Origin of the sequence: Jeongeupia sp. USM3, from assembly GCF_001808185.1 — a bacterium.
Taxonomy (GTDB): Bacteria; Pseudomonadota; Gammaproteobacteria; order Burkholderiales; family Chitinibacteraceae; genus Jeongeupia.
Genome location: NZ_CP017668.1, coordinates 1 through 16,992 on the forward strand (window position 1 = coordinate 1; position 16,992 = coordinate 16,992).

General features: G+C 67.5%; 16 protein-coding genes and 2 pseudogenes. 16 read left to right on the top strand and 2 right to left on the bottom strand.

The features are described 5' to 3' along the window. Positions 1 to 17: 17 nt before the first annotated feature. The 16 genes and pseudogenes from BJP62_RS00005 to BJP62_RS00050 all read left to right on the top strand — a co-directional run bounded on the left by BJP62_RS00005 (position 18) and on the right by BJP62_RS00050 (position 12,128). Positions 18 to 1,625 (top strand): bifunctional diguanylate cyclase/phosphodiesterase, encoded by a 1,608-nt coding sequence (locus BJP62_RS00005; RefSeq protein ID WP_070532070.1) that lies wholly within the window; start codon positions 18 to 20, stop codon positions 1,623 to 1,625. Positions 1,626 to 1,753: 128 nt separating this feature from the next. Next, the gene (locus tag BJP62_RS18885; RefSeq protein ID WP_236943633.1) at positions 1,754 to 1,987 is read left to right on the top strand and encodes a hypothetical protein; all 234 of its coding nucleotides are present in this window, start codon (positions 1,754 to 1,756) and stop codon (positions 1,985 to 1,987) included. A gap of 127 nt (positions 1,988 to 2,114) precedes the next feature. Beyond that, the gene (locus tag BJP62_RS18890) at positions 2,115 to 2,768 is read left to right on the top strand and encodes an extracellular solute-binding protein (protein WP_236943634.1); all 654 of its coding nucleotides are present in this window, start codon (positions 2,115 to 2,117) and stop codon (positions 2,766 to 2,768) included. A 151-nt stretch (positions 2,769 to 2,919) separates the two neighbouring features. After that, a pseudogene (locus BJP62_RS18775) lies at positions 2,920 to 3,141 on the top strand (hypothetical protein); the annotation flags it as partial. A gap of 325 nt (positions 3,142 to 3,466) precedes the next feature. Then, positions 3,467 to 3,607, top strand: a pseudogene (locus tag BJP62_RS19145) (hypothetical protein); the annotation flags it as partial. Between the two features lie 76 nt (positions 3,608 to 3,683). Then, positions 3,684 to 4,286, top strand: coding sequence for an ATP-binding cassette domain-containing protein (locus BJP62_RS00020; protein WP_250637342.1), 603 nt, complete (start codon positions 3,684 to 3,686; stop codon positions 4,284 to 4,286). 52 nt (positions 4,287 to 4,338) lie between these two features. Then, entirely contained in the window at positions 4,339 to 4,596 is a 258-nt protein-coding gene (locus BJP62_RS18895; RefSeq protein ID WP_236943635.1) for a hypothetical protein, read from the top strand. After that, positions 4,593 to 4,877, top strand: a complete 285-nt coding sequence (locus BJP62_RS18780; protein ID WP_205700933.1) for a hypothetical protein — start codon at positions 4,593 to 4,595, stop codon at positions 4,875 to 4,877. The genes BJP62_RS18895 and BJP62_RS18780 overlap by 4 nt, the downstream gene beginning before the upstream one ends. A gap of 11 nt (positions 4,878 to 4,888) precedes the next feature. Beyond that, positions 4,889 to 5,575 (top strand): ABC transporter permease subunit, encoded by a 687-nt coding sequence (locus BJP62_RS18785; protein ID WP_205700934.1) that lies wholly within the window; start codon positions 4,889 to 4,891, stop codon positions 5,573 to 5,575. Next, on the top strand, positions 5,557 to 6,273 hold the full coding sequence (locus BJP62_RS18790; RefSeq protein ID WP_205700935.1) for an ABC transporter permease subunit: 717 nt from the start codon (positions 5,557 to 5,559) through the stop codon (positions 6,271 to 6,273). The genes BJP62_RS18785 and BJP62_RS18790 overlap by 19 nt, the downstream gene beginning before the upstream one ends. An 84-nt stretch (positions 6,274 to 6,357) precedes the next feature. Continuing rightward, on the top strand, positions 6,358 to 8,034 hold the full coding sequence (locus BJP62_RS00030; protein ID WP_205700936.1) for a 2-aminoethylphosphonate--pyruvate transaminase: 1,677 nt from the start codon (positions 6,358 to 6,360) through the stop codon (positions 8,032 to 8,034). A gap of 8 nt (positions 8,035 to 8,042) precedes the next feature. Further along, complete coding sequence (locus tag BJP62_RS18795) at positions 8,043 to 8,420, top strand: HAD-IA family hydrolase (RefSeq protein ID WP_257785850.1); 378 nt, start codon at positions 8,043 to 8,045, stop codon at positions 8,418 to 8,420. After that, positions 8,417 to 8,677, top strand: coding sequence for an FAD-dependent oxidoreductase (locus BJP62_RS18580; RefSeq protein ID WP_168163763.1), 261 nt, complete (start codon positions 8,417 to 8,419; stop codon positions 8,675 to 8,677). The genes BJP62_RS18795 and BJP62_RS18580 overlap by 4 nt, the downstream gene beginning before the upstream one ends. Continuing rightward, a complete protein-coding gene (locus BJP62_RS00040; RefSeq protein ID WP_168163764.1) occupies positions 8,668 to 9,564 on the top strand; it encodes an FAD-dependent oxidoreductase in 897 nt (298 codons plus the stop codon). Before BJP62_RS18580 ends, BJP62_RS00040 begins: the two co-directional genes overlap by 10 nt. 20 nt (positions 9,565 to 9,584) lie before the next feature. Continuing rightward, complete coding sequence (locus tag BJP62_RS00045; protein ID WP_236943630.1) at positions 9,585 to 9,992, top strand: YkgJ family cysteine cluster protein; 408 nt, start codon at positions 9,585 to 9,587, stop codon at positions 9,990 to 9,992. A 342-nt stretch (positions 9,993 to 10,334) separates the two neighbouring features. Further along, positions 10,335 to 12,128, top strand: coding sequence for a diguanylate cyclase (locus BJP62_RS00050; RefSeq protein WP_070525295.1), 1,794 nt, complete (start codon positions 10,335 to 10,337; stop codon positions 12,126 to 12,128). An 85-nt stretch (positions 12,129 to 12,213) separates the two neighbouring features. Here BJP62_RS00050 and BJP62_RS00055 read toward each other — a convergent pair whose 3' ends face one another. Together BJP62_RS00055 and hrpA are read right to left on the bottom strand one after the other, a co-directional pair. Continuing rightward, complete coding sequence (locus BJP62_RS00055) at positions 12,214 to 12,933, bottom strand: hypothetical protein (protein ID WP_070525296.1); 720 nt, start codon at positions 12,931 to 12,933, stop codon at positions 12,214 to 12,216. A 169-nt stretch (positions 12,934 to 13,102) separates the two neighbouring features. Further along, the gene (gene hrpA, locus BJP62_RS00060; RefSeq protein WP_070525298.1) at positions 13,103 to 16,984 is read right to left on the bottom strand and encodes an ATP-dependent RNA helicase HrpA; all 3,882 of its coding nucleotides are present in this window, start codon (positions 16,982 to 16,984) and stop codon (positions 13,103 to 13,105) included. Between the last annotated feature and the right edge of the window lie 8 nt (positions 16,985 to 16,992).

Here is a 16,992-nt window from a genome sequence, read left to right on the forward strand (position 1 = left end):
CTGCCGGCAGCCGCTATGTGATCGCCGCGACCGAGGATGCCGCTGCATTCGATGCGGCACTGGTGCGGGCGCTGTGGCAGGCCATCTGGGTCGGCATGACCGTTTTCATGGTCGGCATGCTGATTTCCAGCCTGCTCGCGTGGCGGATCGCCAGACCGATCAGCGCAACGCTGGCCGCGGTACGGCGGATGCGCGAAGGCGATTACGGTGTCCGGCTGGGGCAGGAAGGGGGCGGCGAGCTGGGCGAACTGGCCCGCAACTTCAATGCGATGAGCGAGGCGGTGGCCGAGCGGGAACGGCTGATGCTGCGGCAGGCTTTCGAGGACAGGCTGACCGGCCTGCCGAACCGGACCAGGCTGCTCGAACTGATGCAGTCGGGCATGGCCAGCGACGATGCGCCGTTCGTGCTGCTGCTGCTCGACATCAACCAGTTCCGCTATGTCAACGACTACCTCGGCTATCCGGCCGGCGATGCGATGCTGGTCGCGCTGGCGCGTCGCCTGTCCGGGCTGATGCAGCAGCAGGGCGAACTGTGCGCGCGTCTGCCTGGCGACGAGTTCGCGCTGCTGTTCCCGCGCACCCGGATCGACGCGCTGCCGAGCCTGCTCGCCCGGCTCGACGCAGCCTTGCTCGATCCGGTGATGGTCGGCGGGCAGCGGCTGGACCTCGGCGTCGGCATCGGCGCGGTCTACCCGGAACACGGCGAGACGGCCGAACTGCTGCTGCGCCATGCCGAAATGGCGATGTATCTGGCCAAGCGAGACCACACGGCCTATGCGATCTATTGTCCGGAAACGCAGGTGCAGCGGCGCAACCGGACGGTGCTGCTCGCCGACCTGCGCGAAGCGATCGAGGACGGACAGTTCCGCGTCCACTACCAGCCCAAGGCCAGGCTGGGCGACGGCAGCGTCGACAAGGCCGAAGCGCTGATCCGCTGGGCGCACCCGGAGCGCGGCTGGATCGCGCCGGACGAGTTCATCCCGTTCGCCGAACAGACCGGCCGGCTGCACGCGATCACGCACTGGGTTGTCAACGAAGTGGTCGGCCAGCTGGCACGCTGGCGCGAAGGCGGGCTGATGCTGTGCGTTTCGGTCAACGTCAGCACCGGCGACGTCGAGGACGACACCTTCGTGACCTTCATCGACAACACGCTGCAGCGACACGATGTGCCGCCCTCGCAACTGTGCCTCGAAATCACCGAAACCGGCATGATGCACCGGCCGCAGCAGTTGCTGCGCAACCTCGACCGGCTGCGCCAGCTCGGCGTGCTGCTGTCGATCGACGATTTCGGCAACGGTTACTCGTCGTTCGGCTATCTGGCGCAGATGCCGGTCCACGAGCTCAAGATCGACCGGACCTTCATCGAGCGGCTCGGCCACAATTTCGAGAATGTATCGATCGTGCGCTCGATCATCGAACTCGGCCACATCCTCGGGCTCGAGGTCGTCGCCGAGGGGGTCGAAACCGCGGCGATCTGGCAGGCGCTGGCGGTGATGGGCTGCGATGCCGCGCAAGGCTATCTGATCGCCAGGCCGATGCCGGCCGATGAACTGCGCCACTGGATGACGCTGGGATTCGAGCTGCCGTCCACGCCGCCGAACATGGCGCCGCTGCTGGCGTCGTGAGCACGATTGCCACGGCGCGAGCGCGATGATCGTGCCGGCCGGATAGGTCTAGACGTCACAACCTGGTAATACACGCTGCCTAGAATCCGCTGCGATTTCCCCCTCTGGACCGCACAAGGACCGCAGTCATGAAACTCGTCAACCGTATCGCATTCGGTCTTGCCTGCGCACTGGCCGGCACCGCCTTCGCCGATACCACGCTCACCGTCTACACCGCGCTGGAAGCCGACCAGCTCAAGGCCTACCAGCAGAAGTTCGAGGAAGAGAACCCCGGCATCAAGCTCAAGTGGTGCGCGATTCGACCGGCATCATCACCGCCAAGCTGCTGGCCGAAAAGGCCAATCCGCAGGCCGACGTGGTGATGGGCGTTGCCGCGTCGTCGCTGCTGGTGCTCGAGAAGGAAGGCATGCTGCAGGCGTACGCGCCAAGGGCGTCGAGAAGCTGTCGAAGGCCTATGTCGATCCGGCCAGCCCGCCGTCGTGGGTCGGCATGGACGTGTGGGGGGCGGCGATCTGCTTCAACACCGTCGAAGCCGCCAAGCTGGGGCTGAAGAAGCCGGAAAGCTGGCGCGACCTGACCCGCCCCGAGTACAAGGGCAGGATCGTGATGCCGAACCCGGCGTCGAGCGGTACCGGCTACTTCGACGTGTCGGCCTGGCTCAAGGTGTTCGGCGAGAAGGAAGGCTGGGCGTACATGGACAAGCTGCACGACAACATCGCCCAGTACACGCATTCGGGCTCCAAGCCGTGCAAGCAGGCGGCCGCGGGCGAGTTCCCGATCGGCATTTCGTTCGAGTACCGTGCGGCCAAGCTCAAGGAAGGCGGGGGCGCGATCGACCTCGTGTTCCCGAAGGAAGGTCTGGGCTGGGACGTCGAAGCCACGGCGATCATGAAGGGGACCAAGAACGCCGATGCGGCGAAGAAGCTCGCCGACTGGTCGGCGTCGCGCTCGGCCAACGAGCTGTACGAGAAGAATTTCGCCATCGTCGCGATGCCGGGTATCGCCAAGCCGAATGCGCACATCCCGGCCAACTACGAACAGCTGCTGATCAAGCAGGATCTCAAGTGGTCGGCGCTCAACCGAGACAAGATCCTCGCCGAGTGGACCAAGCGCTACGACGCCAAGTCCGAACCGAAGAAATAAGCCTGCCCCCGTCAGACAGCCCGCAGCCGCGGGGCTGTTTGCATTTGCGGCCTGGTGCGAAAAGTCGTCTAGACGTCATGGGTGCGTAACACAAGCCGTCTAGATTGGCGCCATGTCAAAACGGGATGGATACACGATGACTCTGGACTGGATGGCGCTGGAGGAGTTACTGGCCGGCGCAGGCGCTTCGCGCTATGGCGGCGAGGCGATCAGCCAGCTTGAACACGCGCTGCAGAGCGCCGAATGCGCCGAGCGCGACGGTGCGTCCGCATCGCTGATCACCGCGGCGCTGCTGCACGACGTCGGTCATCTGGTGGCCGGACAGGATGACGACGACCTTGCCAAGGGCATCGACGACCGCCACGAGCAGACCGGCATCGCCGCGCTGCGCAAGCTGTTCGGCGAGGATGTGCTTGCGCCGATCGCCCTGCACGTGTCGGCCAAGCGCTATCTGTGCGCGGCCGAGCCGGGCTATCTGGCCGGGCTGTCGGATGCGTCGCGGCTGTCACTGGCGCTGCAGGGCGGCGTGATGGGCGCGGCCGAGCCGGGCGTTTCGCGCGCAATCCGCATGCCGTGGCGGCGGTCGCGCTGCGCCGCTGGGACGACGAGGCCAAGGTCGTCGGCAAGACGACGCCGGGGCTCGCGCATTACCTCGCCATTGCCCGCCGCGCCGCGCGCGTTGTTGCAGGAGAAGCGCAATGAACCGCGACTGGCAACAGGCAGGCACCGCGGTCGATGCCTTGCGCGTCGAGCGCGTCGCCAAGCATTTCGGCGCATTCACTGCGCTCGACGGCGTGTCGCTGTCGGTGAAGAAGGGCGAGTTCCTCTGCCTGCTCGGCCCGTCCGGCTGCGGCAAGACGACCTTGCTGCGCATCATCGCCGGCCCTCGAGGCGGCCAGCGACGGTGCGCTGTTCATGTCCGCTGGCGACGCCGAGCGCGACGTGACGCGACTGCCGGCTTCGCAGCGCGACTACGGCATCGTGTTCCAGAGCTACGCGCTGTTTCCCAACCTGACCGTCGCGCAGAACATCGCCTACGGCCTCAAGGGGCGGCGCGAGGACAAGGCGCGGCGTGTCACGGAGCTGCTGGCGCAGATCGGCCTGCCCGGCATCGACGCCAGATACCCGGCCCAGCTCTCGGGCGGCCAGCAGCAGCGTGTCGCGCTGGCCCGGGCGCTGGCGACCAGCCCGTCGCTGCTGCTGCTCGACGAGCCGCTGTCGGCGCTCGACGCCCGCGTGCGCGAGCACCTGCGCCGCGAGATCAAGTCGCTGCAGCAACGGCTTGGCGTGACGACGATCATGGTGACGCACGATCAGGAGGAGGCGCTGACGATGGCCGACCGCGTCGTGGTGATGAACCATGGCGTGATCGAGCAGATCGGCACCCGGAGGAGATCTACGCCCGGCCGGCGAGCCGCTTCGTCGCCGGGTTCGTCGGCCAGTCGAACTGGATCGACGCGAGTTCGGCCGGCATCGGGATGGCGAGGCTGGGTGATCTGCTGCTGGCCGCGACCGTGACGCCGCCAAGGCCGGAAGGCCATCCGCTGACGCTGTTCATCCCCCCGAGGACGTGCAGCTGCATGCGAACTGGGGGCCGGCCGGAACGCAGGTCACCAATACCGCGCTGGCGCATGTGCGCAAGATCGAGCTCCTCGGCGGCTTTTACCGGGTGGCATTGTCGGTGCCGGGCTGGGGCGGCCTGCAGCTTGTCGCCGACGTCGGCCGCGGCGAGTTCGAACACCTGAACCTGTCGCTCGACCGGATGGTGCCGCTGTCGCTGCCGCCAGCGCGCCTGCGCGCATTTGCATCGGCGGAGGAGGGCGCATGATCGCGCTGCGCACACGGCTCGCCAGCGATCGCAGTCAGCTCCTCGCGGCCGGCCTGCTCTGGCTGCTGGTGTCCGCGCTGGTGGTCAGCCTGGCGCTGCCGCTGGCGGCCATCCTCGGCAAGGCGCTGACCGGCGACGACGGCCGCTTCGCCGGACTGGCGCAGTTTGCCGCGATCGCCGGCGGAGAGCGCTTCTGGGACGCGGTGTCGAACAGCCTGGCGGTGTCGCTGGCGACGACCGCGATCGTACTGCCGCTGGCCTATGTTTTGCCGCGGCGCTGACCCGGACCTGCATGCCGGCCAAGCCGCTGTTCCGCGGCCTGGCGCTGATTCCGCTGCTGGCGCCGTCGCTGCTGCCCGGCATCGCGCTCGTCTACCTGTTCGGCAACCAGGGGCTGCTGAAGGCGTGGTTTCCCGATGGCGGCATCTACGGCTTCTGGGGCATCGTCATCGCCGAGGTCTTCTTCACGTTTCCGCATGCGCTGATGATTCTGGTCACGGCGCTGTCGGTTGCCGATGCGCGGCTGTACGAGGCGGCGACGGCGCTCGGCGCGGGCCGGGTCCGGCGCTTCCTGACCGTGACCTTGCCGGCGGCGCGCTACGGGCTGATCTCGTCGGCGCTGGTCGTGTTCACGCTGGTGATCGTCGACTTCGGTGCGCCGAAGGTCATCGGCGGCCAGTACAACGTGCTCGCGGTCGAGGCGTACAAGCAGGTGATCGGCCAGCAGAACTTCCCCAAGGGCGCGGTGATCGGCGTGCTGCTGCTGTTGCCGGCGGTGCTGAGTTTCGTGATCGACCGGGCGCTGCAGAAGCGCCAGCGCGCGCTGCTGACGGCCAGGGCGCAGCCGCTGGTGATCAGGCCGAAGGCCTGGGTCGACGCACTGAGCACGCTGACGTGCACGGTGATCGGCGGCGCGCTGCTGGCCATCCTCGCCACCGCGGTCGCCGCGGCCTTCATCAGATGTGGCCGTACAAGCTGATGCCGACGCTGGCCCACTTCGACTTCGACAATATGGACGGTGGCGGCTGGGCGGCGTTCTACAACAGCGTCAGGCTGGCGCTGGCCACGGCGGTCTGCGGCACGGTCGCGGTGTTCGGCGGCGCCTATCTGGCCGAGAAGAGCCGCGCGGCGCCGGTCGCGCGGCAACTGCTCAAGGCCTTCGCCATACTGCCGATGGCGGTGCCGGGGCTGGTGCTCGGTCTCGGCTACATCTTTTTCTTCAACGATCCGGCCAACCCGCTGCACTTCCTCTACGGCTCGATGACGGTGCTGGTGCTCTGTTCGGTCGCCCACTTCTACACCACGGCCCACCTGACCGCGACCACCGCGCTCAAGCAGCTCGATGACGAGTTCGAGGCCGTCGCCGCATCGCTCAAGGTGCCGTTCTGGACGACCTTGTGGCGCGTGACCCTGCCGGTCTGCCTGCCGGCGATGCTCGACATTGCGCGCTTTTACTTCGTGTCGGCGATGTGCACGGTGTCGGCGGTGATCTTCCTCTACACGCCCGACACGGTGCTTGCCTCGGTTGCGGTGCTGAACATGGACGACGCCGGCGACACCGCAGCGGCGGCGGCGATGGCGACGCTGATCGTTGCCGCATCGGCGCTCGTCTGCCTGCTGTTCAGCCTTGCCGCGTGGTGGCTGGGCCGCAGGACGCAGGCGTGGCGGCAACGCTGATTCGATCGTGCCGGGGCGCTGCCCGGTTTTTAAGTAACGAAAAATTCGTCTAGATGACTGAGGGATGATGATGAGGGAAGCCCAATGAGAGATGCCATTCTGCTCACGCCGGGGCCGCTGACGACGAGTCTGGCGACCAAGACCGCGATGCTGACCGACTGGGGATCGTGGGATGGCGCGTTCAACGCGCTGACGGCGCAGGTCTGCACGGCGCTGGTCGACATTGCCCACGCCGCCGAGACCCACGTCTGCGTGCCGCTGCAGGGATCGGGCACCTTTGCGGTCGAGGCCGCGATCGGCAACCTGGTGCCCAGGGGCGGCAAGATCCTCGTGCTCGTCAACGGCGCCTACGGCCGGCGGATGGCACGGATCGCCGAAGTGATCGGCCGGCGGGTCGCGGTCTGCGAAACGGCCGACGACACGCCGCCCGATCCGGCCGAGCTGGCCGCCAGGCTCGCCGCCGACCCGGCGATCAGCCACGTCGGCGTCATCCATTGCGAAACCAGCACCGGCATCCTCAACCCGCTGGCCGAGATCGCCGCCGTGGTCGAGCGCGCCGGGCGCAGCCTGATCGTCGACGCGATGAGCAGCTTCGGTGCGCTGCCGGTCGACGCGCGCGAGATCCGCTTCGATGCGTTGATCGCGTCGGGCAACAAATGCCTCGAGGGCGTGCCCGGCGTCGGTTTCGTCATCGCCCGGCGCGATGCGCTGCTGGCGTCGAGCGGCAACAGCCATTCGCTGGCGATGGACCTCGTCGACCAGTACCTCTACCTGCAGAAAACCGGCCAGTGGCGCTTCACGCCGCCGACCCACGTCGTCGCGGCGTTGGCCGCCGCGCTCGACCAGTACCGGCAAGAGGGCGGCCAGTCGGCCCGGCTGGTGCGCTATGCCGCCAACTGCCGCAGGCTGATCTCGGGGCTGGCGCGGATCGGGCTCAGGCTGTTCCTCGAGCCGTCGCTGCAGGCGCCGATCATCGTCACCTTCCACGCGCCGAACCATCCGACTACGACTTCAAGCGCTTTTACGAGGCGGTGCGCGCACGCGGCTTCGTGCTCTACCCGGGCAAGCTCACCGCGGTCGAAACCTTCCGCGTCGGCTGCATCGGCGCGATCGACGGCGCCGAGATCGGCCAGGCGGTTGCCGCGATTGCCGATGCACTCGCCGAACTCGGCTGGACCCACTGACTTTGTCGCGGCCGGCAAAGCCCCGCTGGCATCGTTGTGCTCGCTTGCCGTACTTGCTTGTACTGTCTGCGCTTCGCACGCCTTGCCAGCGGGGCTTTTCCGGTCGCTCCGTATTACCAGGAGCATACCTATGAACTACCGCTACACCCGCCGCTACGCCGGCCAATTGCAAGCCGTAATTTTCGACTGGGCCGGCACCGTCGTCGACTTCGGCTCGTTCGCGCCGACGCAGGTGCTGCTCGACGCATTCGGCGGCTTCGGCGTCGACATCGACATGGCCGAGGCCCGCGTGCCGATGGGCCTCGCCAAGTGGGACCACATCCCGCGCGCTCGGCGACATGCCGCAGATCGCTGCGCGCTGGCATGCGAAGTACGGCCGCGGCATGAGCAATGGCGACGTCGATGCCGTCTACGAGGCCTTCATGCCGCTGCAGGTTGCGCGGGTCGGCCAGTATTCGCAGCTGATCCCCGGTGCGCTCGACGCGATTGCGGCGCTGCGGGCGCAGGGCATCAAAATCGGCTCGTGCTCGGGCTATCCGCGCGTGGTGATGGACGCGCTGCTGCCGATCGCGCTTGATCGCGGCTATGCGCCGACTGCACGATCGCCACCGACGACCTGCCGCCGGCGGGCGTCCGGGGCCATGGATGGCGCTCGAGAACGTCATCCGCCTAGGCATCAGCGACGTTGCCGCCTGCGTCAAGGTCGACGACACCGTGCCCGGCATCGCCGAGGGGCTGGCGGCCGGGATGTGGACCGTCGGGCTGTCGGCGTCGGGCAACGAAGTCGGCCTGAAGCTACGAGGAATGGGCGGCGCTAAGCCCGCCCGAACAGGCCGCGCGCCGCGCGCCGGCCGAGCGAAGCTCGACGCCGCCGGCGCGCATTTCGTCATCGACAGCATTGCAGACCTGCCGGCGGTCATCGCCGAGATCGATGCGCGCCTCGCGCGCGGGGAGCGGCCGTGAATCAGACCGCGCGGCAAGCGGCCGTGAGTGCGGCCAAACGGTGCGACATCGCCATCGTCGGGGCCGGCATCGTCGGGCTGGCACACGCGCTGGCGGCGGCCAGACGCGGCCACAAGGTGACGGTGTTCGAGCGCGACAGCCAGCCGCTCGGCGCATCGGTGCGCAACTTCGGCCTCGGCCTCGTGCTCGGCCAGACGCAGGGCGAAATGCGCGAGCTGGCGCAGGCCAGCCGCGAGATCTGCTCGACGTGCTGCTGAAGGCCGGTTGCTGGCACAAGGCGCAGGGCAGCGTGACGGTGGCACGCAATCCGGTCGAGCAGGCGGTGCTCGACGAGTTCCAGGCGCTGCGTGGCGACAGCTACGGCACGCGGCTCATCAGTCCGGCCGAGGTCGGCGCGTTCGGCGTGCCTTTCGACAACGTGACCGGCGCGCTCTACAGCGGCGACGAGATCGCGTTCGAATCGCGCGTTGCCTTGCCGCGTCTCGTCGCTTGGCTGGCCGAAGTGCACGGCGTCGAGTTCGTTTTCGGTACGCAGGTCAACGCGATCGAATTGCCGAACGTGACGACGAGCCGTGGCATCTGGCAGGCCGAACAGGCCATCATCTGCGCCGGCCACGATTTCCAGACGCTCTTCCCCGACGCCTACGCCGAGCCGCCGCTGCAGCGTTGCGCGCTGCAGATGCTCCGGGTTGCCAACCCCGGCATCACGCTCGGCCCGGCGCTGATGACCGGGATGTCGACCCTGCGCTACGGCTCGTTCGCCGGGCTCGAGTCGCTGGCCGCGCTGCGCCGCCAGCTCGACGCCACCGATCCGGTCTGGCTGGCCGAGGGCATCCATCTGATCGTCCAGCAGGTCGGCGAGTCGGGCGAGCTGCTGATCGGCGATTCGCACCGCTACGGCGAGTCGGTCGGGCCGTTCAACGCCGAGGCGATCGACCAGCGCCTGTTGGAGCTGGCCGAATCGCTGCTCGGGCGTCGGCTGACGGTGCTCGAACGCTGGCAGGGCGTCTACGCCAGCGGCCCGGGCGGCTACCTCGTCAGGCAGGCGGCGCCGGGCGTCACCGCGGTGGCGATCACCTGCGGCATCGGCATGAGCGTGTCGTTCGGGCTGGCCGAGCGGGTGCTCGGTGCGACACTGGCGTAAACGCACAACACGGATGCGGCTTGTACAGATCGCAACATCCGCTCTGGCGCCGGCTGGCTATGATCGCCGCCGCGGTGCAGGGTGCACCGCATTCCGGTATCCGTGCGATGTCCTCAGCCTGCCAGTCCTGCGGCGCTTGCTGCGCCAGCTTCCGCGTCTCGTTCTACTGGGGCGAAACCGACGCCTGCCCGGGTGGCACGGTGCCGGCCGAGCTGACGACGCCGATCAATCCGTGGCGGGTGGCGATGCGCGGCACCGAAACCGCGCCGGTGCACTGCATTGCGCTGCAGGGCGAGGTCGGCGTATCGGTCGGCTGCGGCATCTATGCGCGGCGATCGAGCACCTGCCACGAGTTTTCCGAGGGTGACGAGCGCTGCAATGACGCGCGGGCGCGGCACGGGCTGCCGGCGCTGGCCGTCGCAGGCTGATCGGCCGGATGCATTGCCGGTCACACGCTGCGGCATAATCTGCGAAAATCATGCCGATTGCATGGCAAGCACCTGTTTACGATCTTTTCACGGCTACGTTTCGGGCCGTGCCGGGGGCAGGGCGTGAACCGCGCCGCGGTACGAGTACCGCAAGCGGTTTGCAGCGCGGTCCGCCGCCGGCACTGCCCGGAAGCCGGTGGAGCGAGCCGGGAAAAAACGTATCACTGCGTTGTGCTTCTTGCCAATAAGCCGTTATTGCCCGCGTCGCACGCCTTGTGGCGGTGTTTTTTCCGGCTCGGCGCGGCCGCGAAAAAATCGTAAACAGCTTCCAAGGAAAGCCCGATGCGGCTGCTGATACTTCTGCTGCTCTGCCTTGCCGCGAAGGCACACTCGGCGCTGGTCCTCGACGCCCGGGCGACGATGTACGACGCGGCGCCGGCAGTCGGCTATCTCGAGGACGCCGGCAGGGCGCTGACGATAGACGACGTCCGCAAGGCAGACGGATTCCGCCCGCTGCCGCCATCGCACAGCGATCCCAACTTCGGCTACTCGCACAGCACCTACTGGCTGAAGCTGACCGTGCAGCGCGGCATGGCGCCGGCGGACTGGCTGCTCGAGATCGGCTATTCGTCGCTCGACCACATCACCGTCTACGCGCCGGGTGCCACCGCGCAGTTCGGCGACAAGCTGCCGTTCGCACAGCGGCCGCTGCCGTACCGGCACTTCGTGGTGCCATTGTCGCTGCCGGCCGGCGAATCGACGGTCTACCTGCGCGTCGTGTCCGAAGGCAACCTCACCGTGCCGCTGCGGCTCTGGCAACCGGCCGCCTTCCACGCACACAGTCGCGACGAATACGCGCTGCTGGCGCTGTACTACGGCATGCTGCTGGCGCTGGCGCTCTACAACCTGCTGCTGTATTTCTCGCTGCGCGAGCGGGTCTATCTCGTCTATGTCGCGTTCGCAGCGAGCATGGCGGTCGGGCAGCTGTCGCTCAACGGTCTGGGCAACCAGTACCTGTGGCCGCAGTGGCTGGCCTGGGGCAATGTCGCGCTGCCCAGCGGTTTTGCCGCCACCGGTTTCTTCGGCGCGCTGTTCACGCGGATGTTCCTCGATACCGCCACGGTGGCACCGAGGGCCGACCGGCTGATCGTCGTGCTGATGACCGGATTCGGCCTCGCCGCACTCGCGCCGGCGGTGCTGCCTTACCAGTGGGCGGCCGTCGTGACCTCGCTGCTCGGGGCATCGTTCTCGCTGCTGGCGGTGGTCATCGGCGTGCTGTGCCTGCTGCGCCGCCAGCCCGGTGCGCGCTACTTCCTGCTTGCATGGACGCTGCTGCTCGCCGGCGTCGGCATGATGGCCATGCGCAACCTCGCGTGGCTGCCGACCAATGCGCTGACCAGCCATACGATGCAGATCGGCTCGGCGCTGGAAATGCTGCTGCTGTCGTTCGCCCTCGCCGACCGCATCCAGGTGTCGCGCCGCCAGGCCGAGGCGGCGCAGGCCGAGACGCTTGCGACGCGCGAGATGGCGCTGCATGCGTCGCGCGAGAGCGAGCAGGCGCTCGAAGCCAAGGTCGCCGAGCGCACGCAGGCACTGACCGACGCCAACGCCAGGCTGGCGCTGAGCGAGGCACAGCTGACCCGGCTGGCGCATCACGATCCGCTGACCGGGCTGCCGAACCGGTTACTGCTGCACGACCGGCTGAAGACGGCGCTGGCGCGTGCCGGCCGAAACGGGGCAAGGCTGGCCTTACTGCTGATCGACATCGACGGCTTCAAGGCGGTGAACGATTGCTACGGCCACGATGTCGGCGATGCGCTGCTCAAGGCGATTGCGCTGGCGCTGCGCCAGCAGGTCCGCGCCAGCGACACCGTCGCCCGTCTCGGCGGCGACGAATTCGTGATCCTGCTCGAGAACGTCGGCGAGCCGGACGATGCCGAGCGGATCGCGGTCCAGATCAACGACGCGGTCCGCGTCATCCACCACTCGCTCGGCATCGACATCGGGGTCAGCGCCAGTATCGGCATTGCGGTGCCGGCCGGCGACACGGCCGATATCGGCACGCTGATCCGCCTGGCCGACCAGGCGATGTACCGCGCCAAGGCGGGGGGGCGCGACGGCTGGTGCCTGGCCTAGGGCGGCGGCCGAAACCGCTGCCGGCGGTATGGCGTATCGGCTGTCGGTGCGTCTTCGCCGTCAAACCGGATTCCGATCGCCGCACTCAACCTTGTTCGAGTGCGTCCCGCAGGTCGCGAACGTCGAAGGCCTGATGGCCGGTCGCCGGCCGCCGCATGATCCGCGTGCACGCTTCGGCGATGCGCGGGCTGGTCAGCGGTGTGACCGATTGCGGCAGCATGTAGGCGAACTGCGCGAGGTAGGCCGACTTGAACCGGGCCAGCCAGCCCTGGCCGGCCGGCGGCGTCCTGAACACCGTCGGATGGACATGGGCGACGTGCTCGAACGACAGCAGCGCCAGCTGGCGGCCGGTCTCGCCGGCGGCAAGCGGAACGTGCCGCATCATCTGCGCGCCGGGTGCCATCGCTTCGATCAGGCAGAAGCGCCGCGCGCCGGCCTGTGCGGCGGCGTGCGCCAGCGCAACGATGTCGCCGGGGCCGATTGCATGGATGCCGGCATCGCGCTGGTTGGCAAGGCCGCGTTCGCCGACATGGCAGTAGACGTCGTCGACCCGCGGCAGCCGCGCGGCGGCTAGCCCGGCGTGATCGAGCGGTTCGCCGGCCAGCAGCACTTCACCGCAGCGCGACGTGCTGCTGAGCAGCGGCTTGCTCGTCAGCACCCAGACGTGCCGGTACTCGACGAGCAGCCGGTTCAGCAGCGCCTCGCCGAGCCGGTTGACCGCGCCGGCGATCAGCGCGGTCCGACGCTCGTCCGCTTCGGGCCTCACGTCCTGCAGCGCACCCCGCAGGTCGAGATGCGGTTTCAAGCTGACATCCCGAATCGTCGCGAGCAGCCCGAGAGCAAGGAGGGCTTTGAACCAAACCCGAGATGATACGCACCGTATCTCGCAAGGGGACTTGCTTCGCGGCGCAGCGAGGGTCGGGTGAAAGACCGACGCAGCAATCGGGTTGCGCAGCAGATCCGGGGGAGACCGGTCATCGGCGGGTGATCTCGTCCCAGCTCTTGTTCAGCCGCTTCAGCGATACCGGGTACGGCGTCTTGAGCTCCTGCGCGAACAGCGAGATGCGCAGCTCCTCGATCATCCACCGGAACGGCAGCAGCGGCGCGGTATCGCGACCTTCGCGCTGCCAACGATCGAGCTCGGATTCCCAGCGCTGCCACAGCTCGGTGATCTCGGCGTTGCGCTGGCCGTCGCGTTGCGGGTTCGCGACGCGCTTCTCGAGCCGGATGCGGATCGCCTTCAGGTACAGCGGCAGCCGCGGCAACTGCTCCCACGGCGTCGCGGCCAGAAAGCCCTGGTAGACCAGCGTGCCGAGCTGCTGGTTCAGCGCGTGGGCAAGATTGCCCGACCTGTTCGCCGCCATCACCACCGGCACGTATTCGGCGACGACCGCCGCGAGCGTGCGGACCACGGCATCGCGCACGCTCGGCAGCCGTACCTTGGCGCGCGATTTCTGGTTGTCGAAGTCCTTCTTGCTGCGCGGCGCTTCGTCGTCGCCGACGAAGGCGCGGTCGCAGATCGCCGCGACGATGTCCGCCATCAACTGGTCGGCATTCTGTGTGCCGCGCAGCGCAATGGCGTGCTGCTGGAAGTTGGGTACGGATTTCTCGAGCTGCTTCACGTGTTCCTTGAGCTCGAAACGCAGCAACTGCACCACGCCTTGCCGGTGTGCCCCGGCTGCGGCGTGGGCGGTATCGAACAGCCGGATCGCGCAACTGTCGTCATCGGGCACCAGCGCCGGGTAGCCGGTCAGCTTGCGGCCGTGGCGCTTGAAGGTGAGCTGTTCGGGCAGGTCGCCGAAGTCCCACTTCACGATGCCGGATTTCTCGATACCGGCATCGTCGGCCTCGTCGCGGAACGTCAGTTGCGCCGCTTCGCCGAGCTGGGCGCGGATCGCGATCAGGTCGCGGCCCGCTGCCAGCTCCTGGCCGGCGTCGTCGACGACGCGGAAGTTCATCAACAGGTGGGGCGGCAGCACGCCGGGGTCGAAATCCTCGGCGCTCACGGTCAGCCCGGTACCGCGAGTGACGGCGTGCGCCAGTTGCGGCAGCAGCGGCGCCTCGCGGTCGGCCTTGTCGAGTTCGGTCAGCATCCTGGTCGCGAACTCGGGCACCGGCACGCAGACGCGGCGGATCGCCTTGGGCAGCGACTTGACCAGCAGCGTGACCTTCTCGCGCAGCATGCCCGGCACCAGCCAGTCGAACACCGCGTGGTTGACGCGGTTGAGCTGGTGCAGCGGAAGGGTGAGCGTGACGCCGTCGAGCGCGTGGCCGAGCTCGAAGCGGTAGGCGAGCGGCAGCCTGGCCTCGGCCAGCTTGAAGAACACCGGGAACTGCTCCTCGGTCACCGCGTCGGCGGTGTGGCTCATCAGGAACTCGCGGCTCAGGTACAAGAGCTGCGGCTGTTCGCGTTCGGCCTTTTTCAGCCAGGCCTCGAAGCTGGCGCCGTTGACGACGTCCGCCGGCACGCGCTCGTCGAAGAACGCATACAGCGCGTTCTCGTCGACCAGCACGTCCTGCCGGCGTGCCTTGTGTTCGAGCTCCTCGATCTCGAGCAAGAGTTCGAGGTTGTGGTCGAAGAACTTGGCCTTGGTCTGGTAGTTGAAACGGACCAGCGCCTCGCGGATGAAGATCTCGCGCGCCTCGACCGGATTGATGCGGCCGTAGTGGACGCGGCGGCGGTTGACGATGGGCAGGCCGTACAGCGTGACGCGCTCGCTGGCGATCACCTGTGCACCGTTCTTCTCCCAGTGCGGATCGAAGTACTGCTTCTTGGTCAGGTGGGTCGCGAGTTTTTCGATCCACTCGGATTCGATCGCTGCAACACCGCGCGCGTACAGCCTGGTCGTTTCGACCAGTTCGCCGGCGACGATCCACTTCGGCCGCGCCTTTTTCAGCCCCGATCCCGGGAAGATGTTGAACTTGATGTCGCGTGCGCCGAGGTATTCGTCGCGGTCGGGCTGCTTGAAACCGATATTGCCCAAGAGGCCGGTGATTAGCGCCTTGTGGATCTGCTCGAAGGTGCCGGTGGTCTCGTTCCGGCGCCAGCCGAGGTCGTCGACGATGTCGGCCAGTTGCCGGTACAGGTCACGCCACTCGCGCAGCCGGATGTGCGACAGGAAATGCGTGTGGCACACCTCGACGAGCTGGCGGTTCGATGTCTTCTCGGCGACGGCCTTTTCGAAGAAGGCCCACAGGTTCAGATAGGTGAGGAAGTCGGACTTCTCGTCGACGAACTTTGCCTGCGCGCGGTCGGCGGCGTCGCGGGCGTCGAACGGCCGGTCGCGCGGGTCCTGCACCGACAGGCCCGAGGCGATGATCAGGATCTCGGACAGGCATTGCTGTTCATGGCCGGCAAGCAGCATCCGCGCCAGTCGCGGGTCGACCGGCAGCCGCGCAAGCTGCTTGCCGACCGGGGTCAGCTCGTCGAGGTCGTCGACGGCACCGAGCTCGTGTAGCTGCTGGTAACCGTCGGCAACCAGCCGGCCCGACGGCGCTTCGAGGAAGGGGAAGGCGTCGACCTTGCCGAGCCTGAGCGCGGCCATGCGCAGGATGACGCCGGCCAGACTCGAACGGATGATCTCGGGGTCGGTGAAGGCCGGGCGCAGATTGAAGTCTTCTTCCGAATAAAGCCGTACGCAAATGCCCGAGGAGACGCGGCCGCAACGGCCGGCACGCTGCCTGCCCGATGCCTGCGAGATCTTTTCGACCAGCAACTGCTCGACCTTGGCGCGCGGGCTGTAGCGGTTGATCCGTGCCAGTCCCGAGTCGATCACGTAGCGGATGCCGGGAACGGTCAGCGAGGTTTCGGCGACATTGGTCGCGAGCACGACGCGGCGGCCGTTGCCGGGGCGGAAGATGCGCTGCTGGTCTTCGTTGCTGAGCCGTGCGAACAGAGGAATCACTTCGGCATTGCGGAGCTTGGCCTTGCGGAAGGCCTCGGCGGTTTCGCGGATTTCGCGCTCGCCGGGCAGGAAGACCAGCACGTCGCCGGCGCCGTCATGCCGCCACAGGTGCTCGACCTCGGCAACGATCGCTTCCTCCATCTCGATCTCGGCGTCGTCCTCGTCGCGGCTTTCCAGCGGCGCGTAGCGGACTTCGACCGGATAGGTGCGGCCCGAGACTTCGAGTACCGGCGCGCCGTCGAAATGCTGCGAAAAGCGCTCGGCGTCGATCGTCGCCGAGGTGACGATGACCTTGAGGTCGGGCCGGCGCGGCAGCAGCTGCTTCAGGTAGCCGAGCAGGAAGTCGATGTTGAGGCTGCGTTCGTGCGCCTCGTCGACGATGATCGTGTCGTAGGCGGTCAGGTCGCGGTCGGACAGCGTTTCGGCGAGCAGGATGCCGTCGGTCATCAGCTTGATGTAACTGTCGCCACCGGATTTCTCGGTGAAGCGGACCTTGAAGCCGACGATGGCGCCGAGTTCGCTCTTGAGCTCCTGCGCAATCCGGCTGGCGACCGACCGCGCGGCGAGGCGCCTTGGCTGCGTATGACCGATTAGGCCGTTGATGCCGCGACCCAGTTCGAGACAGATCTTCGGCAACTGCGTCGTTTTGCCCGAGCCCGTTTCGCCGCAGACGATGACAACCTGATTCGCCGCGATGGCCGCGCGGATTTCGTCGCGCCGCTGGTTGACCGGCAGCGATTCGTCGAAGCTCGGGACTGGCAGGTTCTGCCGGCGCCGTTCGGTCTTGGCGGCTGCGTGGTTCAGTTCCTGACCCAGTTCGGTCTCGAGCCGGTCAACCGGTTTGCCGGCGGCACGACGGGTTTCGAGCGTGGCGAGCTTTCTTGCCAGCGCCGCGTGTTCGCGCGCCGGTACGCGGCTCAGGAGATCGGAAAGAGTGGACGTGGCGTTCATTGCTGCGC